The 14,739-nt window shown below is 60.4% G+C and carries 7 protein-coding genes; 2 read left to right on the top strand and 5 right to left on the bottom strand.

The genetic code is table 11. The annotated features are described in order from the left end of the window. Positions 1–8: 8 nt before the first annotated feature. Complete coding sequence (locus BLW03_RS12900; RefSeq protein ID WP_074654450.1) at positions 9–2,237, top strand: penicillin acylase family protein; 2,229 nt, start codon at positions 9–11, stop codon at positions 2,235–2,237. Positions 2,238–2,243: 6 nt separating this feature from the next. On the opposite strand, the gene BLW03_RS12895 is transcribed toward BLW03_RS12900, so the two are convergent. Genes BLW03_RS12895 through BLW03_RS12885 form a run of 3 tightly spaced genes read right to left on the bottom strand, consistent with a single transcriptional unit; the run spans position 2,244 to position 9,147 of the window. Then, on the bottom strand, positions 2,244–5,546 hold the full coding sequence (locus tag BLW03_RS12895) for a DUF3857 domain-containing protein (RefSeq protein WP_074654449.1): 3,303 nt from the start codon (positions 5,544–5,546) through the stop codon (positions 2,244–2,246). A 47-nt stretch (positions 5,547–5,593) separates the two neighbouring features. Next, positions 5,594–6,760 carry a PepSY-associated TM helix domain-containing protein gene (locus BLW03_RS12890; RefSeq protein ID WP_074654448.1) on the bottom strand — a complete coding sequence of 389 codons (1,167 nt, stop codon included), beginning with the start codon at positions 6,758–6,760 and terminating at the stop codon, positions 5,594–5,596. Between the two features lie 2 nt (positions 6,761–6,762). Then, on the bottom strand, positions 6,763–9,147 hold the full coding sequence (locus BLW03_RS12885) for a TonB-dependent siderophore receptor (RefSeq protein ID WP_074654447.1): 2,385 nt from the start codon (positions 9,145–9,147) through the stop codon (positions 6,763–6,765). 275 nt (positions 9,148–9,422) lie between these two features. Between BLW03_RS12885 and rpsU the strand changes: the two genes are divergently transcribed. Further along, on the top strand, positions 9,423–9,620 hold the full coding sequence (rpsU, locus tag BLW03_RS12880; protein ID WP_041592738.1) for a 30S ribosomal protein S21: 198 nt from the start codon (positions 9,423–9,425) through the stop codon (positions 9,618–9,620). A gap of 270 nt (positions 9,621–9,890) precedes the next feature. On the opposite strand, the gene BLW03_RS12875 is transcribed toward rpsU, so the two are convergent. Together BLW03_RS12875 and BLW03_RS12870 are read right to left on the bottom strand one after the other, a co-directional pair. Beyond that, a complete protein-coding gene (locus tag BLW03_RS12875; RefSeq protein ID WP_083350737.1) occupies positions 9,891–10,916 on the bottom strand; it encodes a sugar phosphate isomerase/epimerase family protein in 1,026 nt (341 codons plus the stop codon). 221 nt (positions 10,917–11,137) lie between these two features. Next, positions 11,138–14,608 carry a TonB-dependent receptor gene (locus BLW03_RS12870; RefSeq protein ID WP_074654445.1) on the bottom strand — a complete coding sequence of 1,157 codons (3,471 nt, stop codon included), beginning with the start codon at positions 14,606–14,608 and terminating at the stop codon, positions 11,138–11,140. Between the last annotated feature and the right edge of the window lie 131 nt (positions 14,609–14,739).

Here is a 14,739-nt window from a genome sequence, read left to right as displayed (position 1 = left end):
TCTGCTCGATGAAGCTTCGCTCTGCCGCTGCCCTCTTGCTCGCCGTCGCTGCCACATCCTCATTCGCGCAGAAGGGCGCAGTGAGTGCAACACTGGCCGAGCCAGCGCGGTGGTCCGCACATGCAAAGGCCATCACCATCACGCGCGACAACTGGGGCATCGCGCACGTCCATGGCAAGACGGACGCAGACGCCGTCTTCGGCATGATCTACACGCAATGCGAAGACGACTTCAATCGCGTTGAGACGAACTATCTCGTCTCGCTCGGCCGCCTGGCAGAGGCTGAGGGCGAAGCCAAAATCTGGCAGGATCTGCGGCAGCAACTCTTCCTCGACCCCGAGGTCCTGAAGAAGGATTACGCTGGCAGTCCGGAGTGGCTGAAGGCACTCATGGATGCATGGGCCGACGGTGCGAACTTCTACCTGAGCAAGCATCCGGAGACGAAGCCCCGCGTCATCACACACTTCGAACCGTGGATGGCGCTGAGCTTCACCGAAGGCTCCATCGGTGGCGACATCGAACGCGTGAATCTTGAAGAGCTTGAAAAGTTCTATGGCGCGAAGACCTCGGCGCAACGTGCGATCGACGAACGGAACGCTGTCGTCGCGCAACTCGCACAGGTCAATCGCGACGTGGAACCCGGCGGTTCAAACGGTGCCGCGATCGCGCCAGCCAACACCGCAAATCACCACCCTCTGCTGCTCATCAATCCACATACCTCGTTCTTCTTCCGCAGCGAACTGCAGATGCAAAGCGATGAGGGCCTGAACGCCTACGGTGCCGTGACGTGGGGGCAGATCTTCGTCTACCAGGGCTTCAACGACCGCGCGGGATGGATGCACACCAGCAGCAATGTCGATGCGGTCGATGAGTTCCGCAACACGGTGACGCAGGGCGGCGGCATCATGATGTACAAGTACGGCCCCACGTCTCGCCCCTTCAAGACCCGCACCATCACGCTGAGCTACAAGGCCACGGACGGTAACATGAGGCAGCGCAGCTTCACGACATACTTCGATCATCGTGGCCCGATCGTTCGTAAGGACGGCGAGGCGTGGGTCAGCATCGAGTTGATGAACACGCCGGTGCCCGCGCTGCAGCAGAGTTTTCTACGCACCAAGGCGCGCAGCTATGCCGACTATCGCAAGACCATGGAGTTGATGGCGAACTCTTCCAACAACACCATCTTCGCCAGTGCCGACGGCGACATCGCGTACTGGCACGGCAACTATATCCCGGAGCGCGATACGCGCTATGACTTCACCAAGCCTGTCGATGGCACAAACCCCGCGACGGACTGGCAGGGCCTGATGCCGCTGGCGCAGATACCGCAACTGCGTAATCCCCGCAGCGGATGGTTGGAAAATGTAAACAACGCACCGTGGTCAGGTGCGGGCGAAAGCTCGCTGAAGAAGGCAGACTATCCGCCGTACGTGGAACAGAGCGGTGAGACCGCGCGCGGCGTACATATGGTTAAGGTTCTTAATAATCGCAAGGACTTCACGCTCGACAGCCTGCTCACCACAGCCTTCGATCCGTACCTGCCATACTTCGCACGGACCGTACCCGTGCTGCTGAAGGCATACGACGCGCTGCCACAGGACGACGCGCAGCGGGCGAAACTGGCTCCGCAGATCGACCTGCTGCGCAAGTGGGACTTCAAGTGGGCCACCGACTCCCCCGCAACAACGCTCGCGATCTACTGGGGCGAGGCAAGCGGGTCGCCCGTCTCCGGCCAGGCCTATCGCGAACACATGCTGTGGCAAGACTACGTTGCGACGAAGGTTCTCGCCGCAACGCTGCTGGCGGCTCTGCAAACTGCAACCGACAAGCTCACTGCAGACTTCGGCACGTGGCAGAAGCCGTGGGGCGACATCAACCGTTATCAGCGTCTGGATGACAGCATCACACCGCACTTCGACGACGCCCAGCCCAGCATCGCGATCCCCTTCACCGGGTCCATCTGGGGCTCGCTCGCATCGCTCGGAGCAAAGGCTTATCCCAACACGAAGAAGCGTTACGGCACGAATGGCAACAGCTTCGTTGCCGTCGTTGACTTTGGTCCCAAGCGTGTCACGGCCCGCGCCATCACCTGCGGCGGCGAAAGCGGCGATCCCAACTCAAAGCACTTCAACGATGAGCAGGATCGCTACGCCAGCGGCGACTTCCGGGAGGTGATGTACTACCCCGACCAGTTGAAAGGCCACATCGAACGCACCTATCATCCCGGCGAGTAGCCGCACTCATTCCGCGGCGCCTTCCACGGCGATGCCCGAATTCAGCATGAAGACGAAGTCACAGCTGACGCTCTTCTTGCCACAGTAGACGACGGCATCGCGCAGCACACGAGCGACGGAACCCTTTGGCTCAGCACCCGGCAGTCGGAGAGACTTGGCCTCTTCCAGCAGCGGCTTGAGCTTCTCACCACCCGCAACCAGCACCGCTGCCGCAATGCCATCCGGGCTGATCTGTACGCGGACCGTTCCGCCACCTTCAGCCCCTGCGCCATTCTTCACGTGATGGCTGCGAAATGCCTGCATGGTCGTCGGAAACTCTTCCCCTGTCGATGACTTAATGCCTGCCTTTTCCAGCCGCGCGATCGACGCCTGCACCTGTTCATAGTCCTCTTTGGCATCGGCAGCGTGTTCGCTGTCGCGGGACAGGCGATACGCCCAGAGCGCCTCGGACTTACGCCCCTGCGCCTCAAAGCTTTGTGCCAGGTGATTGCCGACCGTAACGCCACTCTGGCTGAACCATGCCGCACGAAGGTAGGGCTCGGCTTCCTTTGCCTTCCCTTGCAGCAGCAGGATGTAACCAAGTGTGTCCCAGGATGCGACCAGGTTTGAAGACTCCGCGAAGGCCTTAAAGTTCGCCTCTTCGATGCTGTGCGAAGCGGTCGCTTTCTCCAGCAGATCGACGGACCGGCGGGACTGTGCCTCTGCGAACGGAAGATCCTGCTTCGTCTCGGAGAGGACGTAGACGTTGTTGTTGATTACATCTGGATCGTCGCTGCCTTCCATCGCCTTCTTCGCCGCGGCTGCGGCGTCGTCGTTGCGGTGCAGGCTATAAAGCAGGCTTGCTAGTTGCGTGGCGATGCCACGATCTTCCGGCTTGCGCTCCTGCATGTTGCGCAGAATCGGTAGCGCCATTTCGCCACGATTGTCACGCTCCAGCAGGTTGACCTGCATCTGCTGGACTCGCTCATCACCTTTGCGACCGTACTTGTCCAGCGCTTCGAGCGCCTCCGCATAGCGCTTCTTCTCGGCATAGAGACCTGCAAGCCCCAGAAGCATGCTGGAGTCGTCGTCCGGGTGCGCCTTCACCTCTGCCTTCAGGTCCTCGATACCACCGTCCATATCGCCTTGCCCAGCCTTCGCGATTCCCAGCATGCCCTGTACGTACGCCGCGTCCGGAGATGCCTTATGAAGAGACTCTGCACGTGCTCGAACCCCCGCGAAGTTGCGATGCTGCAGCATCTGCCCCATCTCGGCAAGCTGCTGCCGAACGCCTTCATCCTCGGGAATGTTCGACGGGGGCGCGGCTGACTTCTCACTCTTTGCCTTCTCGGTACGATTTCCGTCGGGCTCAATCAGTCTCAGGTACGGCTCACCATCTTCCAGCAGTGTCGCCTTCTGAAAGGCGAGGTAATCCTTCCACCGACCGCGCGGCACCTTGCGCATCTTCACCACCAGTCTGCGATCGGCGAAGACTTTGCCATCGACCATCCGGTAGGTCTTGTCATAGCTGGTGAAGTCGCGGTCCACATGCACAGCATCCGGTAACTCTGCGCGATAGCCCGTCGGCAGCGTGACGACGCTATGCGCCTCCACCATTCTGGGAGCACCGAGATCGATATCGTGTTCCGGTTGCTTCTCCTTGCCGATGATGGTCATCTCCACCGTAGGAAACAGCGGCAGTGACTGGTTGTTCTCCCATCCGGCGTACTTCTCACGGCGGTAATCGTAGGCGATCTTGACCGGCGAGGTGGCATCGGTCTGTCGCATATCCGTTCCACTCACCTTGCCGCCAAATCCCATGGCGTTCGACAGGTATTGCATGGCGTCGTCCCATTGCGCAGGGGCCAGGCGCTGCATCATTGCACGCAGTTCCAGCTCAGCGTCGGAACGGACCTCCCACTTCATGTGGCCCTTCATCAGGCCATCGGCGGCAAGAACGCCCTCTGCCCGGAAGTCTTCCCGATAGGCATAGGGCGGGTCCGCCGGAGTCTTCGCCAACGCGGCGGGTTCCTTATCCGGAATCACGAGCGCCTGCTGGTCGCGGATGACCGGCAACAGCACGCGGAAGGGAGCAACTTCCGCGGTGCTATCCAGCCAGATGCGCTCCGGCTTGCCATCCGCGCCGGGTAGCTCCACCGTGGTGATGGCGTGGTTGAAGACCGCGGGCGACGGCACATCGACGACGGGCGCGATGCCTGCACCGATCAGTACCGGCGCCGTCGTCAGCCCTTTGGCGCGCAGCATGGCCTCCAGCAGCGTGTCCTTGTCCTTGCAGTCGCCGTAGCCGTGATCCAGCACCTCGTCGGGCGTATGCGGCTGGAACCGGCCGACGCCGAAGCTGATGGAGATGTAACGGATCTGTGTCGCCACGAAGCGGTAGAGCGCCTCCGCCTGCTCCCGGGGCGTTTTCGCATTCTTGGTCAGATCGTCTGCCTTGGCGCGGACCGTTGCGGTAGGTTGCAGGCGTTGTTCCGCCAGACTGCGATACCAGCCGCCGACCTCTGCCCAGCTATGAAAAGTAGTCCATGCCACGGAAGGCAGCTTGCGGCCGTCTGCATCTTCATCCGGGTCCTTCACCTCCGCGGCGGTCATGCGACCGTTTTCGTCCCGTGCGCTTGGCTTCGTCTGGGACGACGTCCATGTCCACGTCTTCATCCCATCCTTCACAACGGGCGAAGCGGGATGATTCGGACTCCACACCTGCACGTAGGTCTCCTCCGGCACCTGCAGGGTGTGTGTTTCACTCAGCACCACTCCGCCCTGCACCTGGAAGTGCTCCGCACCCCAGAACTGTTCGGGAGCCTGCGCCTTCGTCAGGGTCGTGTGGAACTGGTACTCCAGGCGGTCGCCTGCCGACAGACTCCGCACCGGCAGATGCTTCTCCTTCACATCGGAGTACATGGGCGCCTCGCGGCTGACCTCGGCCGGCATCTCCATTGCCTCGTCGGTCGGAGTATTCACGGTGCTGCCATCCGGCTTGTGCACGCGCACGAAATCCATGGTCGCGGTCGAGTTGGCAGAGGCATAGGAGAGGTTCAGCACACTGAACTGCCGCGCCACACCGTCCGTCTGCACGCGGAGGATGACATGCTGCACGACATCCCCCGTGCCGTCCGCCTTCATCCGAGTGGTGGTGTCGTATGTTTCAAAGACGAACGGCTCATCACGATAGGGATCAGCGGCCGCGGATTTTTGCGCGTCGGTCTTCGGCAAAGCAGGGACAGGCAGAGTCGTTTGCGCGACTGCATGCACGGTCGCAGCAAGGCCCAGAACAGAGGCCGTAAGGACGCGGATAGGAAGCAGCTTCATGGGGGTAACAGCTGGTATAGCAGAAAGCATATGCCCGGCAAATAGTCTTATTGGGGTACTGTGCGAGGGCATCCTCTTTGCGGAAGAGCCGACAGCTTCGCCCAACGCTTGCCGAGATAGCGATTCCAGTACATCAGCAGACCTGTGATCGACAGCGCCGGCAGGCTGAGGCCGAGGATGCTCCACAGCACCTTCACCGGTGTGCCCCACAGCGTGCCGAAGTGCAGCGGGTTCACCAGCCACAGGATCCAGTCGCCCAGCGTTTCGTTGTGGCCGTAGTGCCAGGTGGTGAGCAGCGTGCCGTCGGCCGCGAAGGTATGGATGTCGCGATGAGTGTAATCGCCGACGGCGGCTGTATCCATGTATGTGACGATGTTGCCGGTCTTCCCAATTGGAAAGAGCACCCCGGAGAGGAAAGCAGTCGGGCTCAAACTGTGCGCCTTGTCCACGATGGTTTGCAGTGAGGCGGGTGCGCCGAGCCTGGCTGGCTTGATCGCGATGGGCGCCTGCATGCCTCGTATGGGCAGCACTGCATTGACTGCAGCGGTAGTCTGCGTAGGCCACAGGAAGTCGATCGACGTGAGTCCCCACATGCTGACGATCAGCAACGTCCACACGCCGATCGCGCTGTGTGCGTCGTAGTTGATGCGCTTCCAGTTGTGGTGCAGCGAGAGGTAGAAACCACGCATCCACAGCCGAAGCCCCGGCCACCACAACGCGATGCCTGTGAGCGCAAGGACGAAGATGCCGATGCCTGCGACGCAGTTGATCACAAATCCGGTGTGCCCCATCAGCAGGTAGACGTGGAGCTCATGCACCCAGTCGACGAACGAACTGTTTGCTGCGGGCAGCAGCTCACCGGTAGAAGCATTCGCGCGGACAATGCGCTTTTCGTTACGCGCATCGCGAAGGTAGACGGTGTAGACCGGTGCGTCTGCCTGCGGAAACATGAAGTAGGTGACGGTCTCGTTCGGGTACGCTGCATGCGCGTTCGCCATCACCTGTGCTGGCTGCGCCAGGTGGCGTTCGTCGTAGCGCACGTGCCGGTAGGCATGCGCGTCGATCTCGTCTTCCCACACGATCACCGAGCCCGATAATCCGATGACCGCGACGTACAGCGAAAGCAGGACGCCCAGCCAGAGATGAACCTGGAAGAGCGCCCTGCGGATCCACAGCTTGCGCGGATGCTGTACGAGCGTTTGGAAGAAGGCCATTGCTAGAAGGTGTACTTCGCCGAACCGATCACATTCCGAGCATAGCCGTAGTAGCAGTAGCTGGCGCCGCTGCAGGTTGCGACATAGCGCTTGTCCGTAAGGTTCGTTGCATTAACGCTGAATAAGGTACCGCGATAGCCGAAGCGAAGACCCGCATCCATCAGCGCGTAGTCCGGCACGAAGAAGGTATTCGCACTGTCTGCCGCATTCTTGCCGGTGAAGCGCACGCCGAAATTACCGCCAAGACCTGCGAAGCGTCCGCCTCGCACCGTGTAATCGGTGAGCATTCCCACCTGGTTGCGCGGTGTCTGCGGCAGCCACTTACCGATGTTCGCGGTGGTCTGGTCCTGCAGTGTCTCTGTGCCGGTGAAGGTGTAGCTGCCGTGCAGGCTCAGGCCATGATGCAGACTTGCAACCGCCTCAAGCTCCACACCGCGAGAGCGAACTTCGCCGCTCTGGTAGCTCTGGAAGGCTGCGTTGCTTACGAGCACATTCGTCTGGTTGATCTGGAAGAACGCCGCCGTCAGGTAGCTGTTCCAGGTGGCCGGCTGCACCTTCACACCCGCTTCAATCTGGCGGGAATCGCTGGGCTTGGCCGGTGTGGTGGAAAGACCGGTCGTCGCGTTGTAGACCAGGCTGCCGGCGTTCGGCAGGAAGCTGGTGGAGTACGCAACATAGGGCGAGATGCCGCTGCTGGTGAGATACGACACACCCACACGTCCCGTGAAGCGCTGGTCCAGATGGCCCGACTCCGTATTCGTCAGGAAGTTCGCCGTGTCATTCCGTGCGAAGTCCTGCCGACCGCCCAGCGTGAAGATCAGGTGGTTGCGGTACTTGATCTGGTCCTGCACGTACAGGCCGTGCTGCTGCAGCAGGTTGTCCTGGTTCACATAGGGCGACAGCGTGGGAACCGTCGTCACGCCGTAGACCGGGTGGTAAATGTTGATGTCTGCCACCTGCTGAAAGGCCTGCGAGCTGCGGACCGCGACATGCTGATAGTCGTAGCCAAACAGCAGCGTCTGCTCCCAGTCGCCGGTGTGGAAGCGGCGTAGCGCACGGTTGTCCACGGTGTTGATGCGGTTGCGCGTGGGCAGCGTGTAGGCATAGCGGATCATGTTTGTCAGGCTGGTGCCGTCGAAGCCACCGCCGTAGATCGTCTGTCCGTGGAAGTTGATGTACTGGTAGCGATAGTTGCTGTGAACGTTCCAGCCATCCTGCAGAAGATGGTCGCCCGTATAGCCGAACGATGCCTGGTCGCGTGTGACCTTATCGAAGCCGGGTTCGCCGACGAAGGCGCTGATCGGAATCACGCCATTAGGGTTGCTGGTGAGTGTGCCCTGCGAGGGCAGGAACTGGCTCCACTGCGTGCGGTCGTGCTGCCAGTCACCCAGCACCGTGAAGTTGGTGCGGTCGCCGGGATGGTAGGTGAGCGACGGTGCAATTAGGCGGCGGTTGTCGGGCGTGTAGGCCGTCTGCGTGCCGCTGTTGCGGATCAAGCCCAGCAGCCGGTAGCGCCACACCTGCGCGTGGTCGAAGGGCCCGGTTGTATCGAACTGAAACTGACGGCGATCGTAGGCACCATACTGGCCGCCGATTTCGGTATGACGCTCGGCGCTGGGACGCTTCGTCACTTGGTTGATCAGGCCGCCCGGAGGCACTTCACCATACAGGACGGAGCTGGGTCCGCGCAGGACTTCCACGCTCTCGAGTTCGTAAGGATCCAGTTTGCCCGAGAGCGAGTTGAAGCGCATGCCATCGCGGAAGACACCGAAGGTCTCCGCAGCGAAGCCACGCAGCTTCAGCCAGTCGAAGCGCGGCTCCACGCCGAACTCGTCCGCCTGGACGCCCGCCGTGTAGCGGAGTGCCTCGTTCATGGTGATCACGTTGCGCGACTCCATCTCAAGCTGGTTCACGATGGAAATGGACTGTGGCACCTCGATGAGCGCTGCGTTCGTCTTGGAACCGGCATTCGAATCGAAAGGTACAAAGCCGCTCTGCGCCGTAACATTCACCACGTCCGTCGCCGATCCGGGATGCAGCGTGAGCGCGGCGGGACCATCACCCTGTGGCAGGATTACATCCGCCTGGTCGAGCTGCGCAAAACCCGCGGCCTGCACCGTGACGCGATAGTGTCCGGGGTGCAGGGAGACGGTGACCGAACCATCCTGCGCGGTCTGGAGCGTGCGAACCGTGGCACCACAGACGACCTGGACCGCGGCGCGGTCGATAGTGGCTCCGCTGGCATCGCGGACGGTCAGGCTCACGGGAACAGCCGGGACACTGACATCGACAGAACAGGTGTCAGGGGCAGCCGCGAGGGCAAGACCTGGCAGAAGAAGGGCTGCGGCAGCGAGGGCGAAGCCAGCCTTGGTACGGGAGAGAGACAAAACAGGTTCCTTTCGAGGCGCACGTCTGCCTCCGGGCGAGAACGCCGCAGTGCAGAGGCTGCCATGTTGTTGCGAGAGCGCGGATCGATTCGCGCGGCCCTCCCTGCTTGGGGAGGGCATCATGGGCGACATATTCGGCCGCACCTCCAAACTACGACAGATTTGGTCCGAGATCAACTGCTTTCGGACGATTATCGCGGTTTGCTGGGAGATTCCATCGATCTGCGGTATTCTTAGAGACGGCCTGCGAGGCCTGGGAGCGGGGTGTTTTTACATTGGCAGAAGTTCGTCTGCAAGAGGGTGAGCCCCTCGAGAATGCTCTTCGCCGCTTCAAGCGCAAGGTGCAGCAGGAAGACATCATCAAGGAAGTCAAGCGTCACTCCTTCTACCTGAAGCCCGGCGAGAAGAAGCGCGTTAAGGAAGCCCTGGCACGCAAGCGGAATCGCAAGAAGGTTCGCAAGGAACAGGACTAGTGCTTCGGCACTTCGTGCGGTTCTCGACACGCATCGCGTGTGTAGCCGTACCGCAGTCCAGAAGATAGAGAAGCCCGGACTCGCTCCGGGCTTTTCTGCGTCTATAGCCATTCGCTGCCGTCATCCCATAACGTTCGCTTCCAACACGGGCGACGGGGAAACGCTGACCTCGCCACACGAACGTCGAAAGCCCGGCACGAGGCCGGGCTTCCCTTGACGCTTGCGGTTGTACGGACACGCGCGAAGCGCGTCGAGAACAGTACGAAGTGCCTAGGCCAGTGCGGCCTTGGCGTAGGCGACGCTCTTTGCCACTTCTTTCACTGAGTCCGAACCCTCGGGGATCGTGTACTCCAGTTCGATCGTGGCCGGGAACTTCCAGCCTTCTTTCTTCATCAGCTGCAGCGCCTGCTTGATCGGTGTATCACCCTCTCCCCACGGCATATTGGTTTCGCCGTGTGCGGGTGACTTGCGATCCTTCATGTGCATGCTGGTGATGCGCGCATGATTCTTCTTCATGAACTCCAGCGCACTTTCGGGCGAGTTGCCGGCCGCGATGAAGTGGCCAATGTCGAGGTTCGCACCGTTGTAGGGCGACTGCGCCATGGCTTCATCCCACGTGGTGGGCGTGGCCTGCAGGTGCGCGTGGTAGCCCACCATCATCTTGTACTTGCTGCCAAAGTCGCCGATGCGCTTGGTCAGCTCCGGCTGTCCATCCGGCATCTCCATGGTGATCTGGTTCGCGCCGCAGGCCTTCGCAGCCTTGAAGGCATAGTCGAACTCAGCGTCCTGCATCTTCATGTTCAGCGTGATCTTAAAGGCGTAGATGCTCACGCCGGTGTCGTTGTACATCTTGCGCAACGCTTCGTACTTGCTCATGGGAACGGACAGGCGGAACGCCGTCATCTCCTCTGCGAACTTCGCCTGTGCGGCCATCTGCTCCGGCGTCATCTGCCGGCGCGGCGGCGGTCCACCGGTAGGCGGCCCGGTCTGCACGGCAGGAACACCTGCTGGCCGCTGCATCATCGGACGCTTCGGCGCGCCTGCCCACTCTTCCTGCACGTTCTCCAGCTCGACCGCACTGATGCCGTCAGCCAGCGCATAGCGCAGCACGGCATTTGCGTTCTCCGTTCCGAAGTCCGGCATCTGGCGATAGCTGTAGCTGATGACGCCGATCTGCACGCCGTTGAAATTCGAATTGGGCTTTGCCGCTGCGAAGAGGTTCGCGGGGCCCGCAAACGCAGCAGCGGCGCCGGTGGCCGCTGCAATTTTTCCAAACTGTCTTCTGGTGACGATCATGGTCTTCCGTAACTCCATCACTGGCTGAACTGCAAAAGGTGTGTAAGTCGCCGCGCGATTGCGGTCTGTGCGTTTCCGCTTGAGAGCAAAGCTGCCGTGCGCGGGAATTCTAGGCTGCTGCGCAAAAGATAAGCAAGGACCATTATCGATAATCCCGATGCAACAGACGAAAGGCCCGGAGAGTAAGTTTCCGGGCCCTTCGATTCGTTTCCATGCAGGTTCTAGAACTCGTACTTCAGCGCGAACTGGAAGAGCCGCGGCTGGTACGAGGCAATGGTGGAGGTAAGCGCACCGAAGGTGGATGGCGTGGTGACGCCAGTCGACGGGTTTGCAAAGTTGGTCTGGTTCGCCAGGTTAAAGGCCTCAGCCCGGAACTGCAGCTTGGTCTCACGATAGACGGTGAAGTCCTTGAAGAGCGACATATCCCAATGACGGAAGTGGGGTCCGTGATAGAGATTGCGACGCTCGTTGCCGAAGGTGCCCGCAGCCTGCGGAGCAAAGGCAACCGCACCGCGCGTGGGATCGGTATTGCCGTTGAAGAACTGCAGAGCGCCCGAGGTATTGCCGGTGCCCGGCTGAATGTTCGCGAACGGATTGCTCAGTACGTTCAGACGATCCGCTGCTCCACCCGGGCTGGTGCCGCTGATGTTCGAGGCATTCAGTACGGTGAAGGGCAGGCCGGTCGACCACAGGTTGAGCACGTTGATGTGCCAGCCGGCAGTGACTGCGTTGCGCAGACCCGAGGTTCCCTTGCCCCACGGAATGGCATAGTTGCCGGTTACAACGACACGGTTGCGAGTGTCGAGATCGCCGTTGCCGTAGTCGTCGTAGTTCTGCGTTGCCAACACCTGGCCTACACCGTTGTTGCCCTGGCCGTTGATATTTGGAGCATTGTCGAGCAGGTGAGACCACGTGGTGTTCACGTTGAAGCCGAGGCCGTTCGAGAAGCGACGCTCGAAGGTAGCCTGCAGCGAGTGATAGGACGAAGCACCGGTGCTGAACGTCTGGGTGATGGTGGTTACGTTCGGCAACTGTGTCGCGAAGCGACGAAGTGTCTGGCTGCCGGAAGCATTCGCCGGCGCGCGGTTAATATCGAAGCCCGTTGAGAGCTTGCGGCCCAGCTGGCCGACATAGGAGATCGTAAGAGCGTTGCCCTTGAAATCCTTCTGCACGGTCAGGTTGAACTGCTGCAGATAGCCCGATCCGAAGTGGCGGTCGATGGTGGCCGGAATGGAACCAACGATTGCCGCACCTGCCGTACCGGGAGTTGTGTTCGGCAGCGGAATACCCTGGCGGAAGAGTTTGTAGTTAGGATTGCAACCGCTGGTGGCCGCTGAGGACTGGAAGGTGGAGCAGTTGCCATAGATGGAGATATTCGGCGTGTTCTTCAGGTTCGTCGGCGACTGGTAATTGCTGGGAAAGAACGCCAGACCGAAGCCACCACGCACTACCAGCCCCTGCATCGGGGTATAAGCAAAACCCAGTCGAGGAGCAAGGTTGGTGTAATCCACCGCCACGCCAGCCGAACGGCTGACGCCATTCACCCCTGCCTGCAGGATGCAGGCACAGGAAGGATCGAAGTTGGAGATGTGGTTGTTCTTCTCCAGGAAGGGCGTGTAGACGTCGTACCGGATACCAAGATTCAGCGTCAAGTTCGACGCAACGTGCCAGTCGTCCTGCACGTACACGCTGGGCTCCCACGTCGTGTAATACGGTGTGTACAGGTTGACGTTACGAACGGCTGCGGAGAAGATACCTTCCAGCAGACCAGGGGCGCCGGTACGGAATGTCCAGGAGCCGTTACCGTTGTTGTCCTGCTGGTTGCGAGCGATGCGGCGGATACCAGCGGCGCCAAATCGGAAGCTGTGGTTGCCACGGGTATAGATCACGTTGCCGTTCAGCTGGTAGGTATTGTCCTTGTTGAAGAGCGGCACAAAGTTGCCACCGTTTCCAAGTCCGGTAAGACCCGTGGGTAATGCCAGCGCGAGACCCGAAGTCGCATCGCTGATGTTGATGTTTGGCTGACCCAGCTTCAGGTTCGGGTTCACCTGATAGTTCAAAGGATTGGAACCGCCGTTGATAAACGTCCAGCTTGCTCCCACGGTGGTCAGCAGGTTCGACGTGAAGGTGTGCGTGTAGATCAACGCGGCATTGCGCGCAATCTGCGGCGAAGTACCGAAGCCGTTGCCGGTCTGCGGATCAATGGCAAAGCCATTCGCCGTTGAGATCGGGAGGGCACCGGGCGACACCGTGTACACATCATTCACAATGTACTTGGCGAAGAGCAGGTTCTTCTCGTTGAAGTGATAGTCCACGCGTGCGTCGTATACAACGGAGTACTGCTCGTTGTTGCGGACATTCACATAGCCGTTGCTGCCGACGTTCGGCCGCGGATACAGCTTGAAGTAGGCAAGACCGATGGGGTCGAGATAAGCAGCTGGAATCCTGTTTCCAATGAGCGGATTCCGCAGGTAGCCAGGCGATGCCGGGTTCGGGTCATACACGCAGCCCGTAGTCTGGCTCTGCGTGGGATCCGCAACCGAAGCTGCGATGACTGCGCAACCGTTACGGGTTACACCATCCGTCTGCAGGATGGTGCCGCTCGGGATGGCATCCGAGAAATCGCCGGGGTTCGCCTGCTGGAATGCCGTCGGCACCGTCAACTGGCTGGGCAGGCTGCCGCGGATCTGGCGGAAGAATTCCGCGTCGCCGTGGAAGAAGGCCTTGTCCTTGAAGATGGGTCCGCCGAGCGATCCACCGAACTGGTTCTGACGCAGACGCGGCTTTGCGCGGCCAGCACCATATTGGTAGGCAAACGCATTCAGCTTGTCATTACGGAAAAACTCATACAGAGTGCCATGAAAGTTATTCGTACCGCTCTTCGTGATCACGTTGATGAGTGCACCACCGGCGCGTCCACCATCTGCAGAGAAACTGTTCGTAAGGATGCGGACTTCCTGGATCGAGTCGATCGAGGGACGCACACCGATGGTGCCGATGACGCGCTCGTTGTTATCGAGACCATCCACGAGCTGGTCATTCAATACTTCTGACTGGCCATTGATCGATACCGATGAGGTGGGACGGCGATCGTCCGGACGTGTACCGCTGCTGATGCTGTTCGGTGCGCCTTCCGTGGCACCCGGAATGATCTGGGCCAGGTTGATGTAGTTACGACCATTCAGCGGCAGATCCTGCACGGCCCGATCGGTCACGTTGCTGCCAATTGACGATGCATCTGTCTGCAGCACTGGCGCAGCGGTTGTGATCTCAACGGTCTCGTTTGCACCGCCGATCTTCAGTGCAGCGTCCGCGCGGCGTCTGTCGCCGGCGGCAACTGTCAGGTTGGAGATCGCTGCCGTCTGGAAGCCAGGCATCTTGATACTGACCGAGTAGGAGCCGGGGTTCAACTGCGGCACGGTGTACGCGCCGGAGTCGGTCGTGGTCACGACGACGGTGACATTTGTCTCCGTATTGGTGACGGTAACTTCAGCCTTGGGCACCGCGGCGCCCGATGGATCGGTGACGTTTCCAAGGATGGTCGCGGTTGTGTCCTGTGCCACCAGCGCGCGGCCGGCAAACGCCGCCAGGATGGTGAACAGGATGACGCGGATAACCAGGGAAGGTCTGCTAAGGAATCCAGCGCTCTTGGTGGGCGCCTCATGTCCACGTGGGACGGGATTTGGTGTCATGGATCTCATATTCTTCTGGCCTCACAACGACAACGCGGTGGATTGCGCTGCGCGCGGCATAATAGGCCGGAAGGTCAACGAACAGCAACAGGATTATTGATAATTTTCCGCGGGGTTGGTTCCGAAGCCAT

The organism is Terriglobus roseus (assembly GCF_900105625.1).
In the GTDB taxonomy this organism is placed as follows: domain Bacteria; phylum Acidobacteriota; class Terriglobia; order Terriglobales; family Acidobacteriaceae; genus Terriglobus; species Terriglobus roseus_B.
This window is presented reverse-complemented; position numbering and strand designations above follow the sequence as displayed.

Coding starts and splice junctions, on each gene's coding strand:
- BLW03_RS12895 (WP_074654449.1), bottom strand. CDS start 5,546: ATGAAGCTGCTTCCTATCCGCGTCCTTACGGCCTCTGTTCTGGGCCTT.
- BLW03_RS12875 (WP_083350737.1), bottom strand. CDS start 10,916: ATGATCGTCACCAGAAGACAGTTTGGAAAAATTGCAGCGGCCACCGGC.
- BLW03_RS12900 (WP_074654450.1), top strand. CDS start 9: ATGAAGCTTCGCTCTGCCGCTGCCCTCTTGCTCGCCGTCGCTGCCACA.
- BLW03_RS12870 (WP_074654445.1), bottom strand. CDS start 14,608: ATGACACCAAATCCCGTCCCACGTGGACATGAGGCGCCCACCAAGAGC.
- BLW03_RS12890 (WP_074654448.1), bottom strand. CDS start 6,760: ATGGCCTTCTTCCAAACGCTCGTACAGCATCCGCGCAAGCTGTGGATC.